General features: G+C 60.4%; 21 protein-coding genes and 1 pseudogene. 11 read left to right on the top strand and 11 right to left on the bottom strand.

Features of this window, described 5'->3' with window-relative positions:
- Nucleotides 1–3 precede the first annotated feature (3 nt).
- The 7 genes from hisD (at nucleotide 4) to ACIGJE_RS32790 (ending at nucleotide 8,786) form a co-directional block, all read left to right on the top strand.
- On the top strand, nucleotides 4–1,320 hold the full coding sequence (gene hisD, locus ACIGJE_RS32820) for a histidinol dehydrogenase (RefSeq protein ID WP_367626392.1): 1,317 nt from the start codon (nucleotides 4–6) through the stop codon (nucleotides 1,318–1,320).
- Between the two features lie 82 nt (nucleotides 1,321–1,402).
- Entirely contained in the window at nucleotides 1,403–2,653 is a 1,251-nt protein-coding gene (locus ACIGJE_RS32815) for an ABC transporter substrate-binding protein (protein ID WP_367626391.1), read from the top strand.
- 92 nt (nucleotides 2,654–2,745) lie between these two features.
- Nucleotides 2,746–3,630, top strand: coding sequence for a carbohydrate ABC transporter permease (locus ACIGJE_RS32810; protein WP_483681218.1), 885 nt, complete (start codon nucleotides 2,746–2,748; stop codon nucleotides 3,628–3,630).
- Nucleotides 3,631–3,640: 10 nt separating this feature from the next.
- Nucleotides 3,641–4,519: a carbohydrate ABC transporter permease gene (locus ACIGJE_RS32805; RefSeq protein ID WP_367626406.1), complete on the top strand. Its 879-nt coding sequence runs from the start codon at nucleotides 3,641–3,643 to the stop codon at nucleotides 4,517–4,519.
- Between the two features lie 4 nt (nucleotides 4,520–4,523).
- Nucleotides 4,524–5,621: an ABC transporter ATP-binding protein gene (locus ACIGJE_RS32800; protein ID WP_149249142.1), complete on the top strand. Its 1,098-nt coding sequence runs from the start codon at nucleotides 4,524–4,526 to the stop codon at nucleotides 5,619–5,621.
- A gap of 11 nt (nucleotides 5,622–5,632) precedes the next feature.
- A complete protein-coding gene (locus ACIGJE_RS32795) occupies nucleotides 5,633–7,147 on the top strand; it encodes a GMC oxidoreductase (protein WP_483680757.1) in 1,515 nt (504 codons plus the stop codon).
- 1 nt (nucleotide 7,148) lies between these two features.
- Complete coding sequence (locus tag ACIGJE_RS32790) at nucleotides 7,149–8,786, top strand: GMC family oxidoreductase (RefSeq protein ID WP_367626388.1); 1,638 nt, start codon at nucleotides 7,149–7,151, stop codon at nucleotides 8,784–8,786.
- 387 nt (nucleotides 8,787–9,173) lie between these two features.
- On the opposite strand, the gene ACIGJE_RS32785 is transcribed toward ACIGJE_RS32790, so the two are convergent.
- Nucleotides 9,174–12,290: an efflux RND transporter permease subunit gene (locus tag ACIGJE_RS32785; RefSeq protein WP_483680755.1), complete on the bottom strand. Its 3,117-nt coding sequence runs from the start codon at nucleotides 12,288–12,290 to the stop codon at nucleotides 9,174–9,176.
- Nucleotides 12,290–13,402, bottom strand: coding sequence for an efflux RND transporter periplasmic adaptor subunit (locus tag ACIGJE_RS32780; RefSeq protein WP_483680754.1), 1,113 nt, complete (start codon nucleotides 13,400–13,402; stop codon nucleotides 12,290–12,292). The genes ACIGJE_RS32785 and ACIGJE_RS32780 overlap by 1 nt, the downstream gene beginning before the upstream one ends.
- A gap of 86 nt (nucleotides 13,403–13,488) precedes the next feature.
- Here ACIGJE_RS32780 and ACIGJE_RS32775 point away from each other — a divergent pair, with 86 nt between their 5' ends.
- Both ACIGJE_RS32775 and ACIGJE_RS32770 read left to right on the top strand, forming a co-directional pair.
- Nucleotides 13,489–14,067 (top strand): TetR/AcrR family transcriptional regulator, encoded by a 579-nt coding sequence (locus ACIGJE_RS32775; protein ID WP_367626385.1) that lies wholly within the window; start codon nucleotides 13,489–13,491, stop codon nucleotides 14,065–14,067.
- Between the two features lie 113 nt (nucleotides 14,068–14,180).
- A pseudogene (locus ACIGJE_RS32770) lies at nucleotides 14,181–14,531 on the top strand (IS21 family transposase); the annotation flags it as partial.
- Nucleotides 14,532–14,607: 76 nt separating this feature from the next.
- Here ACIGJE_RS32770 and ACIGJE_RS32765 read toward each other — a convergent pair.
- The 6 genes from ACIGJE_RS32765 to ACIGJE_RS32740 all read right to left on the bottom strand — a co-directional run bounded on the left by ACIGJE_RS32765 (nucleotide 14,608) and on the right by ACIGJE_RS32740 (nucleotide 20,164).
- A complete protein-coding gene (locus ACIGJE_RS32765; protein WP_483680752.1) occupies nucleotides 14,608–15,897 on the bottom strand; it encodes a CapA family protein in 1,290 nt (429 codons plus the stop codon).
- A gap of 61 nt (nucleotides 15,898–15,958) precedes the next feature.
- Entirely contained in the window at nucleotides 15,959–16,804 is an 846-nt protein-coding gene (locus ACIGJE_RS32760; protein WP_483680750.1) for a transporter substrate-binding domain-containing protein, read from the bottom strand.
- 32 nt (nucleotides 16,805–16,836) lie between these two features.
- Entirely contained in the window at nucleotides 16,837–17,973 is a 1,137-nt protein-coding gene (gene alr, locus ACIGJE_RS32755; protein ID WP_483680748.1) for an alanine racemase, read from the bottom strand.
- Nucleotides 17,963–18,694, bottom strand: a complete 732-nt coding sequence (locus ACIGJE_RS32750; RefSeq protein ID WP_367626381.1) for an ABC transporter permease — start codon at nucleotides 18,692–18,694, stop codon at nucleotides 17,963–17,965. The genes alr and ACIGJE_RS32750 overlap by 11 nt, the downstream gene beginning before the upstream one ends.
- Before the next feature lie 11 nt (nucleotides 18,695–18,705).
- A complete protein-coding gene (locus ACIGJE_RS32745; RefSeq protein ID WP_367626380.1) occupies nucleotides 18,706–19,365 on the bottom strand; it encodes an ABC transporter permease in 660 nt (219 codons plus the stop codon).
- A gap of 13 nt (nucleotides 19,366–19,378) precedes the next feature.
- A complete protein-coding gene (locus tag ACIGJE_RS32740; protein ID WP_367626379.1) occupies nucleotides 19,379–20,164 on the bottom strand; it encodes an amino acid ABC transporter ATP-binding protein in 786 nt (261 codons plus the stop codon).
- 398 nt (nucleotides 20,165–20,562) lie between these two features.
- Here ACIGJE_RS32740 and ACIGJE_RS32735 point away from each other — a divergent pair, with 398 nt between their 5' ends.
- Nucleotides 20,563–21,486, top strand: coding sequence for a LysR family transcriptional regulator (locus ACIGJE_RS32735; protein ID WP_367626378.1), 924 nt, complete (start codon nucleotides 20,563–20,565; stop codon nucleotides 21,484–21,486).
- Between the two features lie 117 nt (nucleotides 21,487–21,603).
- The gene (locus tag ACIGJE_RS32730) at nucleotides 21,604–22,641 is read left to right on the top strand and encodes an IS110 family RNA-guided transposase (protein WP_394315757.1); all 1,038 of its coding nucleotides are present in this window, start codon (nucleotides 21,604–21,606) and stop codon (nucleotides 22,639–22,641) included.
- Between the two features lie 138 nt (nucleotides 22,642–22,779).
- Here ACIGJE_RS32730 and ACIGJE_RS32725 read toward each other — a convergent pair whose 3' ends face one another.
- The 3 genes from ACIGJE_RS32725 to ACIGJE_RS32715 all read right to left on the bottom strand — a co-directional run bounded on the left by ACIGJE_RS32725 (nucleotide 22,780) and on the right by ACIGJE_RS32715 (nucleotide 26,116).
- Complete coding sequence (locus ACIGJE_RS32725; RefSeq protein ID WP_483680746.1) at nucleotides 22,780–23,145, bottom strand: hypothetical protein; 366 nt, start codon at nucleotides 23,143–23,145, stop codon at nucleotides 22,780–22,782.
- 494 nt (nucleotides 23,146–23,639) lie between these two features.
- On the bottom strand, nucleotides 23,640–25,022 hold the full coding sequence (locus ACIGJE_RS32720; RefSeq protein ID WP_483680744.1) for an MFS transporter: 1,383 nt from the start codon (nucleotides 25,020–25,022) through the stop codon (nucleotides 23,640–23,642).
- Nucleotides 25,023–25,219: 197 nt separating this feature from the next.
- Nucleotides 25,220–26,116, bottom strand: coding sequence for a dihydrodipicolinate synthase family protein (locus tag ACIGJE_RS32715; protein ID WP_483680742.1), 897 nt, complete (start codon nucleotides 26,114–26,116; stop codon nucleotides 25,220–25,222).
- Nucleotides 26,117–26,246 lie beyond the last annotated feature (130 nt).

The following is a 26,246-nucleotide window of genomic DNA, read 5'->3' as shown; positions in this document are numbered from 1 at the left end:
GCCATGATACGGCACATCAAAACGGCGCAAGCCACCGTCGCCGGAGAGACCGACGGCGGCATCACAGAGGCCGTGCAGGCACTGCTTGCCCAGGTGGAAGCCGGCGGCGACGCGGCCGTCCGCGACCTTTCCATCCGGTTCGACAAGTTCGACCGAGTCTCCTACCGCCTTACCAAGACGGAAATCGACAGCTGCATCAATGCGCTGAGCCGGCGCGAACGCGAGGATCTCGATTTCGCGCAGGACCAGATCCGCACCTTTGCGCAGGCCCAGAAAGATGCCCTGAAGGACCTGGAAGTCGAGACGCTTCCGGGGGTTGTTCTCGGTCATCGCAACATACCGATCGAGAATGTCGGCTGTTATGTCCCGGGCGGCAAATATCCGCTGCTGGCCTCGGCGCATATGACGGTGCTGACTGCACGGGTTGCCGGCTGCGAACGGATCGTCACGTGTGCCCCTCCGTTCCAGGGCAAGATCTCCGCCAAGATCGTGGCAGCGCAGGCGCTGGCCGGCGCGGACGAAATCTACTGCCTCGGCGGCGTTCAGGCCATTGCGGCGATGGCCTATGGTACGGAGACGATCGACCGGGTCGATATGCTGGCCGGGCCCGGCAATGCCTATGTCGCCGAGGCAAAACGCCTGTTGTTCGGCAAGGTCGGGATCGACCTCTTCGCCGGTCCCACCGAGACCCTGGTCATCGCCGATGACAGTGTCGACGGCGAACTGGTGGCGACCGATCTCCTGGGCCAGGCCGAGCACGGCGTCAATTCGCCGGCTGTTCTGATCACCAATTCCGAAAATCTGGCGCGGGATACGCTGGCCGAGATCGAGCGCCTGCTGAAGATCCTGCCGACGGCGGCAATTGCCGCAAAGGCTTGGGAAGATTTCGGCGAGATCATCCTGTGCGACACGCTCGAGGAGATGGTCGCGCAGGCCGATTTCGTGGCGTCCGAACATGTCCAGGTCATGACCCGCGACTCCGAATACTTCCTGAACAATATGAAGAATTATGGTGCGCTGTTCCTCGGTGCCCGGACCAACGTTGCCTTCGGCGACAAGGTCATCGGCACCAATCACACGCTGCCGACCAACAAGGCCGCTCGCTATACAGGGGGCCTATGGGTTGGCAAGTTCCTGAAGACTTGCACCTATCAACGCATCGAAACCGATGAGGCGTCCGCTCTGATCGGCGCCTATGGCTCACGGCTGTGCCTGATGGAAGGTTTTGCCGGCCATGCCGAGCAGGCCAACATCCGTGTCCGCCGCTATGGCGGGCGCAACGTGCCTTACGCGGCCGCGGTCGAGCCGGCCGACATCTAGCCGAAGGCGGATCCGACAGACGCAGAAGCCAGCGGATCTGCCGACTTGTCTCGACTTTAAAAATGAAAAAAGGGGAACTGACATGAAATGGACCACGCTTCTCGCTGCTTCGATTTTGCTCATACCGGCCGCCGCCATGGCGCAGAGTAAGGGCACCGTCGAGGGCATTCATCATTGGGTGTCCGAGAGCGAGGTGAAGGCCCTCAAGGTCATCACCGACAAGCTCGCCTCCAAGGGATATCAGTGGCAGGACAGTGCTGTGGGAGGTCTGTCCGGGGCCAATGCCCTGCAGGCGCTTCGTACGCGCCTGGCCGCAGGCAATCCGCCGGCGACCATGCAGTTTCTCGGATATGAGGGGCTCGATTGGGCCAAGGAGGGCGTGCTCCGCTCGCTTAACGACCTCTATACCAAGAATGGCTGGGACAAGGCGCTCGCCCCTCAATTGCTGGCCTTCGTGAAGAGCGGAGACGACTATATTTCGCTGCCGATCAATATGCATCGCCAGAACTGGGTCTGGGCGAACAAGGCTGTCTTCGACAAGGCCGGCATCTCCGAACCCAAGAGCTGGGACGAACTGATCGGTTCCGGGGACAAGCTCAAGAAAGCGGGCGTGATACCGCTCGCCATCGGCGATGAGCCTTGGCAGATTCTCGAGGTGTTCGAAGCCATTCTCGTCGATGTCAACGGCCCCGATTTCTATAAGAAGGCCGTTATCGATCTCGATGAGGGAGCTCTTTCCAGCGACAAGATGGTCGACGCCTTCGATAAACTGCGCAAGGTTCGTGGGCTCGTCGATGACGGCTTTACCGGTCGGGACTGGGCCGTCGCTACCGGTATGGTCGCCAGCGGCAAGGCCGCGATGCAGGTCATGGGCGATTGGGCCAAGGGCGAGTTTCTGGCCAAGGGTATGAAGCCCGGCGTCGATTTCCTTTGCTTTCCGACACCGACCGCCACCCCAAACTACAAGTTCGTCATCGACGCGTTCGGTCTCTTCAAGATAAACGACGCCAAGACAACCGAAGGGCAGGACGCTTGGGCAGAGTCCATCATGGATCCCGAAGTTCAAAAGAACTTTAACAAAATCAAAGGTTCCATCCCGGCACGGTCTGATGTGTCGGTTGATGACTTCGATGCTTGCGCCCAGCGCAGCTTCGCCGATCGCAAAGCCTCCGTCGAGAACGGCACCATGCTCGGCGGTCTAACCGAAGGATTTGCCGCGCAGCCTCAGTTCACTGGTGTTTTCAGTGACGTCGTCAGCAAGTTTTTCGTCTCCGACATGTCATCGAAAGATGCCGTCCAGGCGCTCGTGTCCGGGATCAACAACGCGCGCTAACGCCAATCAATCCGCCGACAGCGGGCCTGTTGGCGGTTGTCAAATTGGCGTATTCGCGGGAACAGCGGGAGCGCGGACTTATGCGCAGCACGATTTCGTTGAAAGACCGATTTACTTTATGGCTCCCTAGGTTGGTACTTTCTCCCAGCCTGGTCGTCGTTTTCGTCGGGGTTTATCTCTTTATTGTGTGGACGGGCTGGATCTCTCTCTCCTCGTCCCAGATGGTCCCCCGATATGACTTTGTCGGCCTTGAGCAATATCTGCGCCTTTGGTCTACCCCGCGTTGGGAAACCGCGGTCGCCAATCTGTTCATCTTCACCATCTTGTTCCTGGCCATCACGATCGCTATCGGCCTGCTGATCGCCATCCTGCTCGATCAGAGTATCCGCGCCGAAGGGGTCTTGCGCGCCGTCTATCTCTATCCGATGGCACTGTCCTTCATCGTGACGGGGACGGCCTGGAAATGGATCCTCAATCCGGATCTGGGAATTCAGAAGGTCGTCAACGGGTTGGGTTGGACCAGCTTTGTCTTCGACTGGATCACGCGGCCCGAATACGCAATCTACTGCGTGGTTATCGCCGCTGTCTGGCAGTCGACCGGCTTTGCGATGGCGATCTTCCTCGCCGGCCTTCGCGGCATCGACAATTCGATCATCAAGGCCGCACAGATCGAAGGCGCAAGCCTGCCACGCACCTATGTGAGCATCATCATCCCGATGCTGCGGCCGGCCTTTCTGAGCGTGATCGTTCTGCTCAGCTACATCTCGATCAAGAGCTTCGACCTCGTGCTGGCTCTGACCAATGGCGGACCTGGAAGCGCGACGGAAATGCCGTCGACCTTCATGTTCTCGGCCACGTTTCGCCGCAACCAGATGGGCGTGGGCGCCGCCAGTGCCATGATGATGCTGATGACGGTCGCCGCCATCATCGTCCCTTACCTCTATTCGGAATTAAGGGAGAACCGCAATGAGCACTGAGGTTGCGGCAATGAGCACTGAAGCTGCATCGGCGCGCCGCTCGCACAGGCTTGGACGGCTGTTCATCTACGGATCCCTGCTGGCACTCGCGACCTTTTATCTGATGCCGCTGTGGGTCATGATCGTGACATCATTGAAGTCGCTGGACGAAATCTATGCCGGCTCCTTCATCGGTCCACCGCAGGTGCTGACCTTCGAGGCCTGGCAGAAGGCTTGGGGGCAGGCATGCATAGGCACAGCCTGCAACGGGCTACGCCCCTATTTCGTAAACTCACTGCTGATGGTGATCCCGGCGGTGGTCCTCTCGACGGGCATCGGGGCCATCAACGGCTATATCCTGACCAAATGGCGCTTCCGAGGATCGAATTTCGTCTTCGGCATGTTGCTGTTCGGCTGCTTCCTGCCGTTCCAGGCTGTCATCCTGCCCATGGCGCAGGTGCTCGGCAAATTGGGGTTGTCGGGCAGCATTCCAGGATTGGTTCTGGTCCATACCGTCTATGGCATCAGCTTCACGACCCTGTTCTTCCGGAATTATTTCATCACCATCCCGGATGAACTGACGCGAGCGGCGCAGATCGACGGCGCTGGCTTCTTCCGCATCTTCTTTTCAGTGATGCTGCCGACGGCGCTTCCCATCATGGTGGTGTCCTGTATCTGGCAGTTCACTCAGATCTGGAACGATTTCCTGTTCGGCGTGTCCTTCACCGCTGGGCAATCCTCCCCCATCACGGTGGCACTCAACAACATCGTCAACGTGACCATGGGGCGCAAGCAATACAATGTCGACATGGCCGCCGCCATGATCGCCGCCCTGCCAACCCTGATCGTCTATGTCGCCGCCGGACGCTTTTTCGTCCGCGGCTTGACCGCCGGCGCCGTGAAAGGCTGAGCCCATGTCCACGCTTGAAATCGACCGTGTCCGCAAGTCCTACAGCAACCTCGCCGTCCTGAAGGAGGTCTCGATCTCCATCGACACCGGAGACTTTCTCGTGCTGCTCGGTCCGTCCGGCTGCGGCAAGTCCACGCTCCTGAACATGATCGCGGGACTCGAAACCATCACGGGCGGCGAGATCCGGATCGCCGGGAAGGTCGTCAACGATCTCTCCCCCAAAGATCGCGACATCGCCATGGTGTTCCAGTCTTACGCGCTCTATCCGACGATGTCGGTGCGGCAGAACATCGAGTTCGGCATGAAGATCCGCGGCGTGGCGCCGGCCGAACGTGAGACCGCGGTCAAGGCTGCGGCCGATATGCTGCAGATCACCCATCTCCTCGAGCGCAAGCCCTCGCAGCTTTCCGGCGGCCAGCGCCAGCGCGTCGCCATGGGGCGCGCCATCGTGCGCCAGCCCAAGCTGTTCTTGTTTGACGAGCCGCTCTCCAATCTCGATGCCAAGCTGCGCGTCGACATGCGCACGGAGATCAAGCGCCTCCACGCGCGGCTCGGCACGACGATCGTCTATGTCACCCACGACCAGATCGAGGCCATGACCCTGGCGACCCGCGTGGCGGTCATGAAGGATGGCGTGGTGCAGCATCTCGACGAACCGCAGGCGGTCTATGACCGTCCGGCCAATGTCTATGTGGCGCGCTTCGTCGGGTCACCCGCCATGAACATCATTCCAGCCGTGCTCGAGATCCAGGGGGCGACTGCGAACGTCGTCTTCGAGATTGCCAACCGGCCGGCTGCCCGCATCTCGGGTATTGCCATCTCGGAAGAGGCGGCCCGGAAATATGGCGGCCGAAGAGTCCTTGTCGGCATCCGCCCGGAGAACTTTGCCGCCGCCGACGAGGCACGTGCGAACCTTGTGATCGATGTCGACGTCGTGGAACCAACCGGACCGGACACGCTGGTGGTGTTCCAGCTCGGCGGCGCCGAGGTCACCGCCCGCCTGCCACCGAAGCAGGCGTTCCCCGGACGCGAAGCCCATCTCAGCGTCGATACCTCACGCGTCGTCCTATTCGACGCCGATACCGAAACCCGCATCGACTGAGGCCGGCTTTCATGACAATTGCGGCAGATATCGTCATCGTTGGTTCGGGCATCGGAGGAGCATCGCTGGCTCACAGCCTCGCGCCCTCCGGCCTCCGTATCGTCATTCTCGAAAGAGGGGGCTATCTCAAGGACGCGCCGCAGGCGCGCGACGACATCGCGATTTTCCAGCAGGGTTACTATCGCTCATCGGAGGAATGGCTGGGTACGGATGGTCAGAGCTTCCTGCCAGGCAATTATTACTATGTCGGCGGCAATTCGAAGTTCTTCGGCGCGGTGATGTATCGCTATCGCCGCCAGGACTTCGCGCCGCGAGCGCATATGGGTGGCGCTTCGCCGGGCTGGCCCATCGCCTACGAAGACCTGGCGCCGTGGTATGACCGGGCCGAAGCGCTCTTCCGGGTGCGAGGCTCCGCCGAGCAGGATCCGACGGAGCCTCGGCATGCGCATGCCTATGGCTATCCACCGGTTCCAGACGAGCCGGCGATCGCAGCCATTCGCCGGCGGCTGGAAGGCGCAGGTGTGCATCCTTCTGCGCTTCCTCTTGCGATCGATCTCGATGCCTGGCTGGAGCGGGCGCGGACGGGCTGGGATGCCTTTCCCAATACCGGGCTGGGCAAGATCGACGCCGAGGTAGGCCCTCTGGCGAGCGCGCTAGCCCATCCCAGTGTCAGCCTGGTGACGGGCGCCAACGTCTCGCGCCTGGAGACGGACGAAAGCGGTCGCAAGGTCGTGGCTGCGGTCTATGTGAAGGATGGCGTCGAGCAGCGCCTTTCGGCCGGATCGTTCGCCATTGCTGCCGGCGCCGTGCAATCGGCGGCGCTGCTGTTACGTTCTGCCAACCAGGCGCATCCGAACGGGCTTGCCAATGGCTCGGACCAGCTCGGGCGCAACTTCATGAACCACAATACCACGGCGATGCTCGCCATCGATCCGTTCAAGCCGAATGACTGCGTCTATCAGAAGACCATCGCCTTCAATGATTTCTACAACGAGGACAATGAGTACGGTTTCCCGCTCGGCAACGTCCAGCTGCTCGGTCGCATCACCGGCAATATTCTGAAGGCCAATTTCCCGGGGCCGGCGCCGGGTTGGTTCACCAAGCTCCTCGCGCGTTATGCCTATGGCTGGTTCCTGACGAGCGAGGATCTTCCCAATCCCGAAAGCCGCGTCACGGTGCGTGACGGACGCATCGTCATGCATTGGGTGCGTTCGAACATGCCCGCTCACGAGGCACTGATCGCCAAGACCCGGGCGGTCATGCGCGAGGCGGGATTTCCGATCGTTCTCAGCCACACATTCGGCCGTAAGACGACGTCACACCAATGCGGTACGGCGCGCCTCGGCGACGATCCGCACACCTCCGTCGTCGATCCGGATTGCCGCAGCCATGATGTGAATAATCTTTACATTACAGATGCTTCCGTCCTGCCGACTTCGGCTGCCGTCAACCCTGCCTTGACCATTGCCGCACTGGCGCTCAAGGCGGGGGCATCCATTCTCGACAGACGCGATAGGATAGCTTGACATGGGATCGGCTCGCTTCGGCATCCTGGCATCTCAGTCGGCGGATGTCCGGACGTTCGACTATATCGTCGTCGGCGGCGGCTCCACCGGCTGCGTCGTCGCCTCCCGCCTGTCGGAAGACCCGGATGTGGACATCCTGCTTCTGGAAGAAGGGCCGCGCGACCGCAACCCGTACATCCATATTCCCGGTGCCTATTACAAGACGGCGCAAGGCTCGTTGCTCAAGCGGATCGCCTGGGAGCCGACATCGGAGCAGGGACAGCCGCAAAACCCGACCATGGTGCAGGCACGGGTGCTGGGCGGCGGCAGTTCCGTCAATGCCATGATCTATATCCGGGGTGTTCCGGGCGATTATGAGCAGTGGGCTGCCATGGGTGCGACGGGCTGGGGCTATGCCGACGTGCTGCCCTATTTCAAGCGCGCCGAGGACAACAACCGGTTCTGCAACCAGGTGCACGGTGTGGGTGGCCCGCTCGGTGTCTCCGACATCGACCATATCCATCCGCTGACGCGCGCCTGGCTCCAGGCTTGCCAGCAGGCGGGGCTCCCCTATAATCCCGACTTCAATTCGGGCGATCCGACGGGATGCGGATTTTATCAGATCACTGCCCGCAACGGACGGCGCAGTTCTGCCGCCACCGCCTATATCGGGCCCGCCCGCCGGCGTCGCAACCTTCAGATCCGGACGGAAACGGCCGTGACGCGCGTGATCATCGAGAGAGGCCGCGCGGTCGGTGTCGAATGCATCCAGGGCGCCACCCGATGCGTCTACAAGGCACGCCGGGAGGTCATCCTCTCAAGCGGTGCGATAGCCACGCCCAAGCTTCTGATGCTGTCGGGCATCGGTCCGGCCGCGCAGCTCTCGCGCCATGGCATCCACATTCATGCCGACCTGACGGGCGTTGGCCAAAATCTCCAGGACCACATCGAGATTTCGCTGATTTATCAGCTCAACGGTCCGCACAGCTATGACAAATACAAAAAACTGCACTGGAAGGCCCTGGCGGGCTTGAACTATGCCCTGTTCCGCCATGGACCGGCCGCTTCCAACCTCATTGAAGGCGGCGCCTTCTGGTGGGGCGACAAGAGCCAGGCGACGCCGGACATCCAATATTTCATGGTCGTCGGCGCCGGCATCGAGGAAGGCGTCGACGCGGTGCCCGGCGGCAATGGCTGCACCGTCAATCTCGGTCAGATCCGGCCTCGCTCGAGAGGGGAGGTGACGCTCGCCAGCGCCGATTTCGCCGACAACCCGCGGGTCACGCCGCGTTATTTCTCCGATCCCTATGATCTCGACGCCCTCACGGATGGGACGATGGCCGCTCTCGACATCATGTCACAACCGGCCATCGCGAAGTATCTGGCGGCCAGGCACACGCCGTCACGCCAATTGACGGCGCGGGCCGATATCAGAGCCTTCTGCCAGCAAGAGGCCCATGCGGCGCTCCATCCTGCGGGAACCTGCCGTATGGGCGGGGATGAAATGGCTGTCGTCGACCCGCAACTGCGGGTCCGAGGAATCGAGGGATTGCGGGTCGCCGACGCTTCAATCATGCCGACCTTGATATCCGGCAATCCGAATGCGGTTTGCATCATGATCGGCGAGCGCGCCGCTGATATTTTGCGCGATCAGCAGTAGACGTCGTCGCTGGGCCAGGCTCAGGATTGAGCGCTGATGGCACCCCAGCCCAAGTGCTAGCTTCCTACGATTCGGGAGGCGAAGGTGTCGCTCAAGATTGAAGGCCGGGAAGCTCAGCAAGAAAAGGTGTTCTTTGTCGAAATCGGCTGAAGCTTAATCGCCTCAATCGTAGTTTATCGAGCGAAATCGTGATTACTACCGCTGTGGCGTACTTGCGGCGTAAGAATTGGTTGCGGTTCCTGCAACCAATTCTGCCATAAATCAATAATCGTCCTGATCTGACCGTCAGGACGGTTTTTGCGTTTGCGCCGAAGCTGCCGTTGAATCCTTGAAAGCATCGTCAAAGCCCTGAAGTGGACACAGAGTACTCGAGCCAACGATAGTGCCTTATTCGGCGGCAATCGCTGCGTGCGAGCCTATTCGCTCGCCCGCGGAAGTCTGCGAATGGAAGTCAATCGCAGTCGGCTTGATCCGGAACCACGCAGCATAGAGCGCTGGGAGGAACAGCAAAATGAGCACCGTGCCCGCCGCCGTGCCGCCGATCAGCGTGAAGGCCATTGATCCCCAGAAGACGGAATGCGTGAGGGGAATGAACGCCAGCACGGCTGCGAGTGCGGTTAGGATCACTGGTCTTGTGCGCTGCACCGTGGCCTCGATAACAGCGTGATAATCGTCGAGGCCAGCTGCCCGGTTCTCTTTGATCTGCTCGGTCAGGATCAGCGTGTTGCGCATCAGGATGCCCGCCAGCCCTATCAGCCCCAGGATCGCATTGAATCCAAAAGGTTGATTGAACGCCAGCAACATAGGCACGACACCTACAAGCCCGAGCGGTGCGGTCAACAACACCATGGCCATCATCGAGAAGGATCGCACCTGCAGCATGATGACAATCAACGTGGCGGCGATCATGACCGGGAAGACCCTGCCCAAGGCAACATTGGCCTTGGCAGCTTCCTCGATCGATCCGCCCATCTCGATGCGGTAGCCCGCCGGGAGTGACGCGATCAGCGGTTGAAGGGCCGACATGATGTGCTTGGATACCTCCGGAGGCTGGGTCGCCTCATTGATGTCGCAACGGATCGTAATGAGAGGCGTACGGTCGCGGCGTTTCAGGATCGGCTCTTCCAGACGGATTTCAGAGTGTCCGATCTGGCCAAGCGGGATCTGCCGGCCGTCCCGGCTCATCAATGAGAAATCCTGAAGGCGTGTCGGATCCAGGCGCTCGCCGCCGGAGCTACGCGCCACAATAGGGACATTGCGTATATCCTCGCGAACCTGGGTAACGGGGATGCCGGTGAGGAGGAACTGCAACTGCTGGCTCACCTCCGCCGGCGAGAGACCAATGAGGTTCAGACGATCCTGATCGGGAACAAAGCGAAGCACGGGCGTGCGATTGCCCCAGTCACGGTTAGCCTGCCTGACGTCCGGCACACTGCGCATGATATCGAGGGCTTTCTGCGAGATGCCGTACAGTTGTGCAGGATCGGGTCCCGTCACCCGGAATTCGACCGGAAACGGGGTGTAAGGTCCGAAGACGAGCTGAGTGACACGCACATAGGCTTCGGGCGCCAGGCCTTGCGACAAGGCCGCTCGGAGCCGATGCTTCAAAACCTCACGCGCTTCAGCGTCTGGGGTCAGGACGACGATCTTTGCAAAGGCCGGGTCGGGCAGTTCGGGCGCCATCGCAAAGAAGAAACGCGGCGCGCCTTGCCCGACATAGCTTGTGACGATCTTGGCCTCGGGCTGGCTGTCCAGCCACTTCTCCAACTTTTTGACCGTGGCCGTCGTCGTCTCGATGCTCGTGCCTTCGGGCAGGCGTACCTCCACCAGCACTTCGGGACGATCGGATGTCGGGAAGAATTGCTGTTTGATGGCCCCCATGCCGACAACCGAGAGAGCGAAGGCAATACCAACGATGGCGCTGGTGACGAATTTGTGGCGCACGGCAAATGTGATGAGGCGCCGCAAGCGCCGATAGTTCGGCGTATCGTAGATCGCGTGATGTCCGCCTTCGATCGGCTTGAACGCCGGAAGCATCTTGACGCCGAGATAAGGGGTGAAGACGACGGCGATGATCCAGGAGACAATAAGGGCGAAGCCAACAACCCAGAAGATGTTGCCGGCGTATTCCCCCGCCGTGGATCGGGCAAATCCCACCGGCAGGAAACCAGCGATGGTCACCAGTGTCCCGGAGAGCATGGGTGCAGCAGTGTGGCTCCAGGCATAAGCCGCCGCCTTGATGCGATCCATGCCCTCTTCCATTTTCACCACCATGACTTCGATGGCGATGATCGCGTCGTCCACCAACAGGCCAAGTGCAAGGATCAGTGCGCCCAAGGTGATGCGGTCGAAGAACCGGCCGGTTTCCAGCATGATAAGGAAGACAACAGCAAGCGTGAGCGGCACGGCAGCCGCCACGACGATGCCAACGCGCCAGCCGAGGCTGAGCAGGCTCACCAGCAGCACCACGCCGAGGGCCATCGCGAACTTCAGCATGAATTCGTCAACTGCCGAGGAGATGTTGACAGCCTGGTCGGTAACCTTTTCAAGCGTCAGCCCAAGCGGCATCGCCTGGGCGATTGCTGCGGACTTCGCCTCGAGCGCCTTGCCGAGCTCTAGTCCGTTCCATCCCTCCTGCATGACTGCGGAGAGCATGATGGTGGGTTCGCCCTGACGTCGGATAATGTAGGTGGGTGGGTCTTCGTATCCGCGGCGGACGTCGGCGATGTCGGAAAGCTTCAACGTTCGCCCTGCAGCAACGATCGGTGTATCGGCAATCGTCTTGACGCTGTCGTAGGCCCCATTGACCCTAATGAAAACCTGCGGACCCTGGGTATCGATGGAGCCCGCTGGAGTGACAGTGTTCTGTCGCTGCAAGGCAGTGACGATATCTTGGGCCGATACACCCAGAGTTGCCAGTTTGGGATAGGAGAACTCGACAAATATCTGCTCGGGGCGCTCACCAATGATGTTGATCTTCTTCACGCCGGGAACATGCAGGAGTTCCTGGCGGATGGTCTCGGCCTGCCTGGCCAGTTCGCGCATCGGAAGGCCTTTGGCCTTGAGCGCATAAAGGGCGAAACTCACGTCCGAATATTCGTCGTTGACGAACGGGCCGAGGGCGCCGGGCGGCAGATTGCGAGCCTCGTCTCCCAACTTCTTGCGGGCCTGATAGAATTCCTCCTGCACGATGGACGGAGGTGTGCTGTCCTTCAGTGTTACCGTCATATAGGCATAGCCGGGCCGCGTCGTCGTCTCGACACGGTCGTACCAGGTCAATTCCTGAAGCCGCTTCTCCAGCGGTTCGGCGACGAGGTCCTGCATCTCGCGCGCCGTGGCGCCGGGCCATGCGGTCGTGACGGTCAGTGTCTTGATGGTGAAATTGGGATCCTCCGCCCGTCCGAGCATGACGAAGGCATATGCGCCCGCAGCCACCAGCAGGAGAATGAAGAACAGGGTAACAGCCCGTTCACGCACTGCGATCGCGGAAAGATTGAACGACATCACCGGCTCCCGCTCTCAGACACGGTCTTGACGCGTGCGCCTTCCTGGAGGAGATGAGCCCCGAGGGAGACAACGGAGTCTCCCTCGTTCAGCCCGGAGATCATGGCCGTTTCGCTGCTCATGCGAACAAGGTGTATAGGGCGGAAATGCACAGTCGAGGTGGCTGGATCGAGTATCCAGACGCCGGTCTTGCTGCCGTCATCAAGCACGGCTCCGAGAGGAATCTGGCGCTGCGGCTGGTCCGCTTGGCTTGTGACTCGAATGGTAACTGTTGCACCGAGCGGAGCTGTCGCGGCTTTGCCATCGAGCACATAGCGAGCCTCGTAAGTGCGGGTCTGCGGATCGGCAGAATCCGACAACTGGCGCAGATGCGCCGTGTAGGGATGTTCGTCGCTTCCAAAAAGAGTCGCCTCGGCTACAGAACCGATCGTAGGCCGCATCGTCTCGGGAAGGGCCACCACTGCTTCGCGAGGCCCGGCCACGGCAAGCCGAACGACAGGCTGGCCCGCGGAGACAACTTGACCTGGCTCCCCGAGTGTCTCGACGACCGTTCCATCTGCATCTGCGACCAGGACGGAATAGGTCGCCTCGTTTTCTGCAACCTTGGCATCCGCCTCGGCCGCGGCAACTTGTGCCTGGGCGGTATCGAGGGCCGCCTTGGCCTGGTCATAACGTTGCGGGGTCGCTGCCAGTCCGCTCTTCACCAATGTTGCATATCGCTTCTCGTCTGCGCTCGCCTGAACCAAGGCAGCCCGTGCTGCGGCAACAGCGTTGCGCCTTGCCGTCACTGCGAGGCGAAGATCCGTTTCGTCGATCCGCATCAACGGTTGGCCGCCCTTCACCTGTTCACCCGTATTAACCAGGCGTTCCAGGATTTTGCCGGGAACGCGAAAGCCGAGATTGCTCTGCACCCTGGCCCCGATGAGGCCGGTGAAGCTGCGCTCGTTTTCGACCGCGTTGCCTGCCCGTATCACTCTGACCAAAGGCGGTTCCTGTCTGGGGTCGCTTTCAGCCGAAGCTTCGTGGGGCCGCGCCAAAAGCACAACGAACCCGGCCACGCCCAATGCTGCGACCAGTGCACCTGCCCCAACCAGAACGGGCTTCAGTTTCATGTCCGTGGCCTCTTTGAAAGATAGATTGCGTTCGACCTCTATATCTGATATAGATTACGAATGCAATCTAAATACGAGGATCAGTGATGCGGGTAAGTCGCGTTCAGGCCGAGGAAAACCGCCAAGCCGTGATCAATGTGTCGGGCCGCCTTTTTCGCGAGCACGGCTTTGACGGCATCGGGCTCAAGGACTTGATGAAGGGAGCTGGCCTGACCCAGGGCGCCTTTTACAAGCAGTTTACGTCGAAGGAGGATCTGGCGGCGCAGGCCTCCAAACGAGCGATGGAAAGCGCTGGGCAAAGATGGGCCGCCGCAGTTGCGGCAAATCCTGACGATCCGCTTGGCGCAGTGCTGGGCTTCTATCTCAGCATGGAGCACAGCCAGGAGAAGATGGACGGCTGTCCGATTGCGGCGCTGGGCTCTGATGCAGCAAGACAGGGCACAAGCGTGAAGGACTCGTTCGAAGCCGGAATTAAGACGCATCTTGAGGCGCTCGGCAGCATGCTTCCCGGGCCGGACGGCGAGCCAACGAACGGCAAGGCAATGGCCATTCTTTCGACAATGCTTGGCGCATTGACGCTATCGCGCGTGGTGAACGACCCTGAGCTTGCGCAGAGTTTTCTGACTTCGGCTGCGCATCATATCCGTGAGACCGTCGCAACCTGAACTTGTGAGAACGTGTGGAATGTTGTCCCCTTGATGGGTGGTTATCGCGTTGAATCGTAGACCCTCTGATGTGCTTCGGGATGCCCCTTCCGATTAAGCGGAGGGGGCCGGGGATGACGGGCGTGGAGACGAGAGCGCGGATCCGTTTTGAGCATTTTCAAAACGGCAAGGGGATCAAGCGTATCGCCCGGGAGCTCGGGATCGCACGCGATACGGTGCGCAAGGTGTTGCATTCTGGCGCGACGTCATTCAGCTACAAACGAGAGGTGCAGCCGCAGCGCAAGCTTGGACTCTGGGTCGATGTGCTGAGAGGCATATTGGAAGCCGAGGCGAAGCTTCCGCGCCGTGAACGCCGCTCGACGATCCGGCTTTTCGAAGAACTGCGTGGCCGGGGTTATGAAGGCGCGCATGACAGCATCCATCGCTTTACAAAAGCCTGGCGGCTCGAACATGCGTCGACGCCAACGTCCGTTTAAGAAAGCCCGGCATCACGAGCCGTCAGTCGGCTTCCGGCCCCGAAGCGATCGGCCGCAGCCGCTCTCAGCTCAGATGCTGGATTTTCGATTGGCGGATGTTCCCAACGTCTGGGGAGGGACGGCACAGACTTATCCTCCCGGAATTGCCTTCGAAAGAAATAGACACTCCGTGTGCCTGTGAGCGCGCCGCCAGATCCTCGATCATCTCGGTTGCCATAGCCGCAGGTGCGCGAACAGGCACGATGCGCTCATGATAGTTCCGGGCTTCCAGCTTCTCGCCGCCGATCACGATGGGTTGGAGATCGATCGACCGGAGACGGGCGTTGGCGTCGAAACGGCATGTCGCGACGACGCTTTTCCAAACCTCCGGCGCGCTCCAGACCACCTCGCCTTCATTGAGGTGGAAGAGAAAATTGCCGAGCCCATAGAAGATCGGCGCACCCCGATGGATTTCGACGGGCTGCAGGACCGGAGCGCCGTGGCTGACGAACACGCCGGCACCCGCATCAACGCAGGCGCGGGCAAACGCCTGGACCCATTCCGGGACCTCGCGCCAACTCGGCTCCCAGTGATGATGATGGAGGTAGGCTATGACGAAGGCACCCTCTGCGGCCGCCTTGTGGATCGCCGACAAATGGATCGCCAGGCTGGCCGTGTCTACCACGATCCTGCGCTTGTTTTCGTTCGCCCTGCGAAAGATCGTGCCATAGAAATCGATGTCGTCGGCGGAGTGCAGCTGAGGTGGATCGTGGGGTTGGGCATAGTTGCTCCGTTCCATGGAACTGCTCTGGAACGCCTCCTGAATGCCGCTCAGTGTTTCAAAGCGCGGCGGGTCCACCTCGAATATTCTTGAAACCTCAAGTCCGTTGACACCGGGGCGTGCCGGTCGTTGGTCCGTTGCGTCAGCGGCATACATCGTCGCCGGCCCAGGCCCTGCATCCATTGCCACGAGTGCCACCGACCTCTTGCCGAAGGTCTTGAGGCCGGGCTGCCGCGCTTGCGACAAATCGGTGCCGATGCCGGCATGAAGGAAGTCCCTGGCCACAACCTCTTCGAGGGTGGACAGAATGCCGGGCGGGCCAAGGTCGAAGGCATGGTTGTTCGAAAGCGCCAGGGCATTGAAGCCGATGTCCTTCAAGGCGTCCAGGACCGTGGGCTCCGAACAACCAAAGTAGTTTCCCTTCATCGGCCATCCGCCATGACGACCGAACACCGTGGTCTCGAAGTTCGTGAAGGCGATGTCGGCCCGCTGGATCAACGCCTTGATCGCCGCAAACCCTTCGTCGGCAACCTGGCGAACATCATGATGAATCAGGGATTGCCCGGTGAGGACGAGCGTGAACGGCGAAGACATGATAGAGTTCCTTGGAAATGAATTCAGAAAATGGGGCAGGCCTGTCGGCGAGAGGGAGTCGTTACTTTCCGGTCTGCGGAGAAATATCGATCCCGAACCACTTCAGACTGATCCTGCCGAGCGACCCGTCCTTGGTGCTTGCCTCAATGGCTTTGTTGAAGGCCTGCGCGAGATCCGCGTCCTCCTTGCGAAGGCCGATCCCGACACCAGGACCCCAGGTGCCCCCGGAAAGCTGGGGCCCAAAGAAGTCGACGGCCTTTCCTTCCGGCGTTTCCAGGAACTGCTTCCAGACGAGATAGTCTCCCAAACCGCCGTCGATGCGCTCGGACGTGAGATCGAGCTTCAGATTTTCCTGGCTGTCATAGCTGCGCACCTGCGCGATATCGCCGAAGAGTTCCCGGACGACGGCCTCGGAATTCGAGGATCGAAGCACGCCGAGCGTCTTGCCCGTCAGGCTTTCCCTCAGCTTGTCGATGAGCGCCTTCTTTTTCGCGTCGATGTCCGTTAGATCAAGCTTGGCCTTGGTATCGCCGGGCGGCAGACCAAGGTCGCGGCGCATGACGATCTGGTTTGGCCCCACCGCATAGGGAACGGAGAAAGCGATCGATTTCTTGCGCTTTTCCGTGATCGACATGCCGGCGATGATCGCATCGTATTTCTTGACCAGAAGGCCGGGGATGATGCCGTCCCAATCCTGGGCGACGAAGGTGCATTGCAGTTTCATGCGGGCGCAGAGTTCATTGCCCACATCGATGTCGAACCCGACAAGCGCACCGTTCGCGTCAATATAGTCCCAGGGCGGCGAAGCGCCTTCCGAAGCGATGGTGACCGCCTTGCTTTCCTCGGCACGGACAACGCTGCTGGCGAGCAGGGTTGCCAGAACGGCCAAAGCCAGATGTCGTTTCATGGTATTCCCCTTCTTCTTGGTTCGGTTCTTGATTATTCGCTGAGGTGTATTCGCTGCAGGTTCTCGCGGAGGCCGCAGGCGGCGCCCGTTTCGTCCGTGTCCCAGGCGGATGCGAGGTCCTGCAGCGTGATGCGCTCGGCACCCGCGGCGCCGAGCAGGATCGCCTCATCCCCGAGCTCGGCTTCGGGAATATCGGTGACGTCCACGCGAAGGTGCTCGAGATGGACAGGGGGGATGACGGGAGCACGCCGTCCCCTGACCAGCACTGCGGCCTCGGCGCCGGGATGTCGCGGCACCCCGTGTCCCCAGCCGATGCCCAGCACCGCAAGGCGCATGGCTCCATGGTATCCTGGCAGGTCCGGCGGCGCGCCCATGCTGTGGTCGCTCGTCTTGAGGGCGACGATGCGGGCTTTGATCGCCGACAGGGCAGGACGAATTGGCAACGCTCGGCGACCCGCACAGGCGCCGGTCAGTCCGAAAAGGAGAGCGCCGGGATCGACCGCATCCATGTCGAATTCGGGATGGCGAAGCAGGCTTTCGCTGCTCGACACCATGACCTTAGCGGGACGCTGGCCTGTCGCCTCGAGCTCCTCGAGAAGAGGTGTGAGGCGCGCAACCTGCTCTTGCGCCGAGGCGCCAGCCTGGCCGAATTCGCTGAGATGGGCATAAAGACCCTCGACCACGATATTGGCCTGCGACGTGCACAGATCGATCAGGCGCCGAAGGCCCGAGGGAGCCACGCCTGCGCGCCAGAAACCCAGATCCACCTTCACGAAAATCTTCAGGGGCACGCCGGTCGACAGCCAACCACGCAGATCCTCCTCACCGGAAATCGAAATCGTCAGATCGAGCTCCCGGACAAGCTCGATGGCATCCGGGCCAATGCCCGGATACATCAGGATAGGCTTTCGCGGCGCCGCCTTTCGTACCGCCAGGGCATCGGCGATCGACACGACGCCGAAGGCATCGACGCCTGCTGCGGACAGGAGGCAGGCCACCTCTTCCGCCCCGCATCCATAGGCATCCTGCTTGAGACAGGCGATGATTTTCGTGTTCGGTCCGATCGCCGCCCGGATGGCGCGGTAGTTGGAGGCAATCGCCGACAGATCGATCTCGCGCCAGGCGGTCTCGCCGAGCTGAAGCGGACTTTGGTGAGACCTATTGTTCATGGGCCACCTGCGCGAGGGCGACCCGGCTTGGTTCGGACTTGGCCCGCGGTTCACCGTTCAATCGCGTTTCCAGCAGGTGGAAAGCACCGGTCAGCACGAATGTCAGGCCAAGATAGAGCAAGCCGGCGGCGATGAAGATCTCGTAGGGCGCGAAGGTCTCTGCAACCAGCTTTCGCGACAGCCCTGTGATTTCGAGGAGGGTTACCGTGCTGGCGAGCGAAGTCGCCTTTACCAGGCTGATGATTTCATTGGCGTAGGAGGGAAGCACGCTTCGGAAGGCGATCGGAAAGATGATCCGGCGCTTGATCTGCAAGGGCGACATGCCGATCGCTTGTGCCGCCTCGATCATGCCAGTGGCTACGGCCTGGATCCCGCCGCGAAAGATCTCCGTCGTGTAGGCGGCGCCATTGAGCGAGAAGGCAAGCAGGCAGCACCAGAAAGGATCGCGCAGCAGAACCCACAGGACGCTCGTGCGGATGAGGCCGATCTGGCCGAGGCCGTAATAGACGATGAAGAGTTGGACGAGCAGCGGCGTGCCACGAAAGACATAGGTGTAGGCAAGTACCGGCAGCGACAGCCAGCGCCGCGACGACGCGCGCATGAAGGCCAGGGGCACCGAGAGGATGAGGCCTGCCAGGAGCGACGCGAATGTCAGGAGAAGCGTCAGCGGAATGCCGCCGGCGAGCGTGACAGTGCTGGTGAGGAGGAGTGCGATATCCATGGTGGAACGCCTCACCGCCCGGAAACGGCGAAACGCCGTTCGAGCAGGTTGAAGATCACCAGTGCGAGGCTGGTGAGCGTGAGATAAAGGGCGGAAGCGGCCAGATAGAAGGTCAGCGGAGCCCGCAACGAGCCCGCGCCGATGGCGGCGACCCGCATGATATCCGTCAGCCCGACGATCGAGATCAGCGAGGTCTCCTTCACCAGGGAGATCCATTGGTTCGCAAGCGCCGGCAGGGCGATGCGCAGCATCTGCGGCAGGGTGACGAGCAGCCAGGTCTGCCAGGGATGCAACCCGAGCGAGCGGGCTGCCTCGATCTGTCCCTGCGGTATGCTGAGCACAGCGCCTCGGAAAATCTCCGCCGTGTAGGCGCCGAAGACGACGGTGAGGGAAACGACGCCCGCCAGGAACGCATTGACCTCGACATAGCGGCCGAAGAAGGCGCTGATGGCGACCGTACCCCCGAAATAGATCAACAGGATGATGATCAGTTCGGGCACGCCGCGGATGATGGTGGTGTAGAAGCCGATGGCGAGGCTCACGGCCTTCCACCGAGACAGGCGCCCGGCTGCGGCGAGCAAACCGAGCGCCATGCCGAGCACGCCGCTGACAAGCGCCAGCATTACGGTCGTCTTCAGCCCGTTGGCGAATTGCACGGCAAATCCGTCCATGCGCGAAACCCCTTTATCGATGGGAGGCAAGAAAGCTGCGAAGCCGGCTGGAAGCAGGTGTGGCGAAGAATTCCGACGGGGGGCGTTCTTCCTCGATCCGCCCCTGGTGCATGAAGGCGACCCGTGTTGAAATCTCTCTTGCGAAAGCGAGCTCGTGAGTGACGATCACCATCATGCGTCCTTCCTTCGCCAACGCCGTCATGACGCGAAGGACCTCGCCGACCAGCTCCGGATCGAGCGCCGAGGTCGGCTCATCGAAGAGCAATATGCTCGGCTCCATGGCGAGCGCGCGAGCGATCGCGACGCGTTGCTGCTGGCCGCCGGAGAGATGGCGGGGATAGGCATCCGCCTTGTCGGAAAGTCCGACCTTGGCGAGGTAATGATGCCCGCGATCGGCGGCCGCATCGCACTGGATCCCTTTGACGAGGACGGGACCTTCCGTGACATTCTCAAGCGCTGTCTTGTGGGGCCAGAGATTGAAGTTCTGAAACACCATGCCCATCGAGGCCCGAATGCGCCGGACCTGCCGATGGTCGGTGACGCAGGGGTGGCCGCCCTGCCGCGATGCAGCTCGGATCGCCAGCTTCTCGCCGTCGACCCAGATATCGCCCCGGTCGGGAACCGTCAGGAGATTGAGGCAGCGCAGAAGCGTGCTCTTGCCCGAGCCGCTGCTACCAAGGATCGAGAGAATTTCGCCGGGTCGAACGTCGAGATCAACACCACGGAGGACAGCGTGGCCGCCCAGCCGTTTTTCGATCCGCTCCGCACGGATGCCGTGCTGGATAGCCTGATGAAACATGGGACTGCTCCGCATCAGGCACTCCGCGCCGGAGCAGGCTGCTTGGTGTCGATACGGGCAACGGGGACTGTTGGACGCGGCGAGGCCTTTGCTGCGCGCATGGGAGCGGCACCACCCTTTCGATGTGTGTTGTCGATGCGTGGGGCGCTTTTTTGTTCCGATGGCGCCGAGTGCCTTCCGAACCGCGTCCTGACCCCAGAATTGCCTGCGCGCTCGCCGAGATCAATTTATAAGCCGAATTATTTTTCGATAAGCTCAGCTAATATGGCTTGCTGTCATCATAACGAGAATAGCCAATTGTAGGTCGTAATGGGCGGTCGATCTGGCGTGATCGGTATGATGATATAAGTTGAGCTTTATCCCGAAGGCGACAATCGGAAGCCTACGAAAGTTTCATTATGGTGGAAATCTCAAAGACGGGCGTCACGCTCCGCCAACTTCAGATCCTGCGCGAGGTTGTCAGATCGGGCTCGGAGCGCAGCGCCGCCAAGGCACTCGAAATCACCCAGCCTGCCGTCAGCCAGCAAGTTCGGATCCTGGAGAGCCTGCTCGGCGTGCAATTATTCGTGCGCGACAAAGGGCGGCTTGTTCCGACTGCCCATACGATGGCCCTTTTTCGCGATACCGACGCTACCTTCGTCCAGATCGAAAGGGTCGCTAAAACGGTTGCATCCTTGAAGGGCGTTGATAGCGACACGATCAGCATCGCGGCACCGCATATCTTCACGCTTCGTCTGCTTCCCGAGGCTTTCCGCAAGCTGCGCTCACGCCAGTCGATGGCGGGAATGGTGCTCAAATCGGGCACCTACCCTGAGGTGGCCGAGCATGTTCTGAAGGGACGGGCCGACCTTGGAATTGCTCGGCTGCCTTTGGACGGGAACGTCTTCGACTGGTGCCCGGCAACGACTGCGACCAATGTCTATATTTGCCCCCGCGGTCACCGGTTCACCCACAAGGACATCATCAGGCCTGAAGATCTCGTGGGGGAGCCGCTCGCGGATGTCGAACCAGGGATGCAGTCCCATCTCATGAATGAGAACGCCATGCGATATATGGGGGCGGAACCGCATCTGGCGATACAGGTCGACGTCATAGGCCAGGAGGTGAGTTTTGTTGCCGCAGGTCTTGCTATCTCGAGCAGCAATACCTTTGCCGCCAGCCAGTTCGCGTCCTTCCCGGTCGAAGTCCGCCCCTTCGAGCCGAGTGCCCTCTATCACTATGTCATATTCTGGCAAAAGGGGCGGAGACTCGGAACGCTGCTCCAAGACGCGATTAAGGTGCTGGTGGAGTGCGCGCAGGCCGATGTTGAGAATTGTGTTTAGATGGGGTATTCGGCTGTCTGGGCCCCTCGTTTTCCCCATTGAGGTGCTGCGCTTCGAGCTGATGATAATCGCGGTCTGTTTTGGAGCAGCCACAAGCATCAGGTGGAGAAGCGCAGCATGTCATATTATGTTGGCCTGGACGTCTCGGTCAAAGAGACCTCGGTTTGTATCGTGAACGAAGCCGGCAAGATTTGCCGTGAGACCAAGATTCCGAGCTATCCCGACGATTTGGTGCGGTTGCTCAATGATCCTGCGATGCCAGCGACTCGCATCGGACTTGAAGCAGGACCGCTGTCACAGTGGCTGTTCAGCGGGATGGCGGCAGCCGAGCTACCGGTGGTTTGCATCGAGACACGGCACACGAAGGCCTACCTGAAGGCACAGGTGAATAAGAGCGATCGCAACGACGCCCGTGGCATTGCCCAGATGATGCGGGTCAACTTGTTCCGGCCCGTGCATGTGAAGACGCTCACCAGCCAGAAACGCCGAGCTTTGCTGACCGCGCGCAAGCTGTTGCAGGAAAAGGCAGTGGCAATCGAGAACGATATTCGTGGGCTGCTGCGCAACTTCGGGCTTAAGGTCGGCATTGTGGGTGTAATCAAGTTCGGCGACCGAATCCGTGAACTTGTCGATGGCATCTCCGACTTGGCCGAGATCATGGAACCTCTGCTGGCAGCTCGTCAGAAACTGCGCGAACAGTTCATGGTTTTGCAGGGAAAATTATTGTCGCTTGTGAAGCATGACCCTGTTTGCAGACGATTGATGACCGTGCCTGGCGTGGGTCCCGTTGTTGCGTTGGCTTTCAAAGCCACGGTCGACATTCCGGCACGCTTCAGGAATTCGAAGGCTGTGGGTCCTTCCCTCGGTTTGACGCCACGGCTGCATCAATCAGGGGAAGACTATCGAGTCGGACGTGTTTCACTGTGCGGCGACGCCATGATGCGGACGCTGCTTTATGAGGCCGCACAAGTCTTGCTGACCGTCGTGAAGAAGTGGTCATGGTTGAAAGCGTGGGCGATGAATATTGCCAAACGCCGTGGCCGACAAAGGGCTACAGTCGCCCTTGCACGCAGATTGGCGGTCATCATGCACAGGATATGGATTGATGGCAGCGAGTTCCGTTGGGCTCGAGAAGATACGTCAGCGGTGATGTAGCTGATTCATCGACGAACAGAACGCAGCGACCAATAACGGAATCCGCCTTGGGGTGGATAGATGTCCTTCGCGGGACGGAGGATGGGGAAGAGCGTGCCGGGACTCGTGTCGACCATGGCAACATGGTGAGAACGCTGTTTAGATTGCTCCCTTCATTCCAACTGATCCCATCCTGGGATGGCCAAAAGCGCCGATCCCGAAGAGAAGCGAGGCCCCGCGAATGGCATCGAAACCCCTTGGATGAGGGAGCTCGAAAGCGCTTGACTTCAACACGCCGAATAGAGAAGTCCCGCCATCTGATGGAGCGGCGTGCACACGCTCGCAAATTTGGTTCGGCCGGATCAAATCGCCCGTGCGCGGGAGATGCGTGCAAAGGAGCTTATGGCGGCTGGCAAATTCCTTCGCCGCCGGATGCGCAAGCTCGGACTTTCTGGTGATGCGATCGTTGATGAAGGCGCACATCGACGATGCGATCGGGAAAGCGCTTGCGTGTGAGATCTGCATTCCCTCGCCTTCAGAGGCGGAGCGGCGGCGCTAATACAAGGCGAATCCGTTGAAATTCGAGAGCGGTCAACCTGCTCTCATGTTCGGCACATCCTGTTCCAACTGACACAGTCGGTGTGCGTCCTTGATGTCTGAGCGTGCCGAGCGGATATTGACATAATTGCCCCAGCGTCCGGGCGGCTTTCACATCGTAACCGCTGTCAGCGAATTCCGGCGCGGAAGACGCCCTTTGGGAGCGTGCACAAGTCAATTGCGCAACATCTCTCCGCGATGGTCGAGGAGAAAGCTGTTAATCAATATGTCTGCGTGCTCGCTGGACAGCCCGGAATTTGCACAGCGGGTCTGGATGGGACAATGTCGCCGCTCGCCGAGTAGGAATACTCGTCCGTCGAGGCAACGACTCTGAAGTCGATGCCGGACCGCTGATTTCCTACAATGAGCCAGCCGAGGTCGAAGCGCACATCACCAATGCAAACCGAGGGTGCTGGTGCAGCCTATGCCGTGTCGCCGATGGGCCGCAGGGCAAGCGCGCAAATCGCGGAAAATATGGCCATGAAAGCCATATAGGCTGCAATTGGAACTGTGGTGCCGGCATATTCCGCAAGCAGCATTGTCGCAATGAGCGGTGAAAGGCCGCCACCGAGGATCGGACCGATCTGCTGCACAAGGGAAAGACCACTGTAGCGGATACGAGCAGGAAACAGCTCGGAAAAGAATGCGCCCTGGGCCCCAAATACCGAGCCATGTCCGATAGCCAGGCCAAGAGCGATGGCCAGCCAGATCATGGTTGTGCTGGCGTTGTCGAGCATGGTGAAGAAGACGAAGGCCAGGGTAGCCTGAAACAAAAGGCCGGCTATGTAGACAGTGCGGCGGCCTACGCGATCGGAAAGTGCGCCGAACAGGGGTAGCGTCAGGCATTCGAGGGCACATCCTACGAGTACGCCATTGAGGATGGTCTGGCGAGGAAGGCCGAGCGTATTGACGCAATAGGTGATGGCGAACACGGCATAGATATTGAACAGGCCACTTTCGGCGATTTTGGCGCCGATGCCGAGGATTACATTGAAACGATAGTCGCGAACGGCCTCCACGACGGGGAGGGCGGCCGTCTCCCCCTGTTCCTGGATTCTCTTGAAAGCGGGCGTTTCGGAGATCTGAAAGCGGATGAAGAGGCCGAGGCCGACCAGGACGATGCTGAACAGGAACGGTAGGCGCCAGCCCCAGGAAAGGAAGCTTTCCTCGCTCATCTGCGTCGAGAGGACGCCGAGCAAGGCAATGGGAATCAGGAAGCCTGCGGGGACGCCGATATGGACCAGCGAACTGTAGAATCCGCGGCGCTCGGGCGGGGCATGTTCGACGGTCATGACCATGCCGCCCCCATACTCACCGCCGATCCCGATCCCCTGGGCCAGGCGCAGGACGAGCAGACTGATTGGAGCCCATATCCCGATGGTCTCGTAAGACGGGACCAGGCCGATCAGGAAAGTGCCGGCGCCCATGATGATCATCGTCAACAGGAGCGCCGTCTTGCGGCCGATGCGATCGCCGAAATGACCGAACAGGATGCCGCCGATCGGGCGCGCGCAATAACCGACGAAGAAGGTAGCAAAAGCCGCCAGCGTTCCAACCAAGGCGTTGTCGCTTGGGAAGAATATCTTGTTGAAGACAAGGGCGGTTGCGGTCGCGTAGAGCGTAAAATCGTAATACTCGATCGTATTGCCTACCGCGCTGGCCAGCGCGACCTTGCGCATGTCTCTCGCCTTGGTTGCGTGCGAAAAGGCCGCTTGGCCCTCGGCTCGAGAATAGTTCGTCGGGAGTGGTGTCGTCATTGCTTCCTCGCCATTGGTTTTTATTGTTTTGGCCGCGTCGGAGACCATCCCCGATAAGGAGCCTGTCACGCGTGCGGCCGGCCGCTGTGACAAAAGGGCGATTTCTCGGACCCGAATTGCGCACGGGAGCATCCCGGACCTGCAGCACGCGGTGGCATGGTGCAGATCCGGGACGGCCTTTCAAACGGACGCTCTTCTAATCTCGCGGTCGGAAAGCGGGCGCTACGCGCAGCGCCCGCCTTTGTTTAGGCTTCCTCGTAGCGAAGGACGTTCTGGAGCTCGCGCTTGATGTTCTCGAGCTGGGCCGGCGTGGTTTCTGGCATCGGCATGCGCGGCAATCCGGCCTCCGTGCCTTGCAAGGCGATCGAGGTCTTGATGTTGGCGGGTAGGTTGTCGGCGTAGATCGCGTTCCAGAAGCGCAGGAGCGCCTCGTGGATCTCGCGGGCACGGTTGTGCTCGCCGCGCTGGACGGCATTCCAGAGCGCGATGCATACACCGGGAACAGCGGCCGGATTGGCGGCGATCGTGCCATGACAGCCGAGCGCGAACGAAGGATAGAGCAGGGCGTCCACCGCGGTGTAGACCTTGCAGCCATCGGGGACGCCGATCATCAGGTCGGCCATCGCCTTGAGGTCCCCTGCGCTCTGCTTGACGGCTTGGACGCCCGGCAACTCCTTCATGAGGCGGATGAGCAGCGACGGACTCAGATAGTTCCACGGCACCACGTTGTAGATGATGACAGGCACATCCGTTGCCGAAGTCAGGGTCTTGAAATGCTCGAAGGTGGCGTTGTCATCCGGCTTGAAGACATAATGGACGGGTGTCACCTGCAGGCCCTGGATCGACAGGTGCGAAATGGCCTGGGCGCGGCGGACGGCCTCGCGGGTGGAATTGGCGATGATGCCGGCCAGGACCGGGATCTTCCCGTCGACTTCTTCCACCGTGATTTCCATCAGGCGGACGAATTCCTCGAAGGTGAGCGTATGGCCTTCACCGGAGCTGCCGCCGACGCAGACGCCATGGACCTTCTTCTTCAGATTGAATTTCACGATGTTGCGAAAAGCGGCTTCATCGATGTCACCGGATTTCGTGAAGGGGGTGACGATGGGAGGAATGATCCCCGTGACTTTGTCGAGATTCATAAGGTGAGTTCCTGTTTGACCAGAGGTTGGCCGTCGAACGGCCGATGCATCAGGGCGCACGCCAGGGATCGCTCCAGATGGAGGCGCCATGAAATTCGATTCAGTTGGGTGTTCGGGCAGGGCGCTTGCG

It is taken from the genome of Labrys sp. E2SS-1L, from assembly GCF_057073705.1.
This window is presented reverse-complemented; position numbering and strand designations above follow the sequence as displayed.

What these genes read in the sequence shown, in the direction of transcription:
- ACIGJE_RS32785 (WP_483680755.1), bottom strand. Translation starts at nt 12,290, where the DNA reads ATGTCGTTCAATCTTTCCGCGATCGCAGTGCGTGAACGGGCTGTTACC.
- ACIGJE_RS32780 (WP_483680754.1), bottom strand. Translation starts at nt 13,402, where the DNA reads ATGAAACTGAAGCCCGTTCTGGTTGGGGCAGGTGCACTGGTCGCAGCA.
- ACIGJE_RS32775 (WP_367626385.1), top strand. Translation starts at nt 13,489, where the DNA reads ATGCGGGTAAGTCGCGTTCAGGCCGAGGAAAACCGCCAAGCCGTGATC.
- ACIGJE_RS32815 (WP_367626391.1), top strand. Translation starts at nt 1,403, where the DNA reads ATGAAATGGACCACGCTTCTCGCTGCTTCGATTTTGCTCATACCGGCC.
- ACIGJE_RS32760 (WP_483680750.1), bottom strand. Translation starts at nt 16,804, where the DNA reads ATGAAACGACATCTGGCTTTGGCCGTTCTGGCAACCCTGCTCGCCAGC.
- ACIGJE_RS32725 (WP_483680746.1), bottom strand. Translation starts at nt 23,145, where the DNA reads ATGCAGATCTCACACGCAAGCGCTTTCCCGATCGCATCGTCGATGTGC.
- ACIGJE_RS32795 (WP_483680757.1), top strand. Translation starts at nt 5,633, where the DNA reads ATGACAATTGCGGCAGATATCGTCATCGTTGGTTCGGGCATCGGAGGA.
- ACIGJE_RS32750 (WP_367626381.1), bottom strand. Translation starts at nt 18,694, where the DNA reads ATGGATATCGCACTCCTCCTCACCAGCACTGTCACGCTCGCCGGCGGC.
- ACIGJE_RS32720 (WP_483680744.1), bottom strand. Translation starts at nt 25,022, where the DNA reads ATGGTCTCCGACGCGGCCAAAACAATAAAAACCAATGGCGAGGAAGCA.
- hisD (WP_367626392.1), top strand. Translation starts at nt 4, where the DNA reads ATGATACGGCACATCAAAACGGCGCAAGCCACCGTCGCCGGAGAGACC.
- ACIGJE_RS32805 (WP_367626406.1), top strand. Translation starts at nt 3,641, where the DNA reads ATGAGCACTGAAGCTGCATCGGCGCGCCGCTCGCACAGGCTTGGACGG.
- ACIGJE_RS32730 (WP_394315757.1), top strand. Translation starts at nt 21,604, where the DNA reads ATGTCATATTATGTTGGCCTGGACGTCTCGGTCAAAGAGACCTCGGTT.
- ACIGJE_RS32715 (WP_483680742.1), bottom strand. Translation starts at nt 26,116, where the DNA reads ATGAATCTCGACAAAGTCACGGGGATCATTCCTCCCATCGTCACCCCC.
- ACIGJE_RS32735 (WP_367626378.1), top strand. Translation starts at nt 20,563, where the DNA reads ATGGTGGAAATCTCAAAGACGGGCGTCACGCTCCGCCAACTTCAGATC.
- ACIGJE_RS32800 (WP_149249142.1), top strand. Translation starts at nt 4,524, where the DNA reads ATGTCCACGCTTGAAATCGACCGTGTCCGCAAGTCCTACAGCAACCTC.
- ACIGJE_RS32765 (WP_483680752.1), bottom strand. Translation starts at nt 15,897, where the DNA reads ATGTCTTCGCCGTTCACGCTCGTCCTCACCGGGCAATCCCTGATTCAT.
- ACIGJE_RS32790 (WP_367626388.1), top strand. Translation starts at nt 7,149, where the DNA reads ATGGGATCGGCTCGCTTCGGCATCCTGGCATCTCAGTCGGCGGATGTC.
- alr (WP_483680748.1), bottom strand. Translation starts at nt 17,973, where the DNA reads ATGAACAATAGGTCTCACCAAAGTCCGCTTCAGCTCGGCGAGACCGCC.
- ACIGJE_RS32745 (WP_367626380.1), bottom strand. Translation starts at nt 19,365, where the DNA reads ATGGACGGATTTGCCGTGCAATTCGCCAACGGGCTGAAGACGACCGTA.
- ACIGJE_RS32740 (WP_367626379.1), bottom strand. Translation starts at nt 20,164, where the DNA reads ATGTTTCATCAGGCTATCCAGCACGGCATCCGTGCGGAGCGGATCGAA.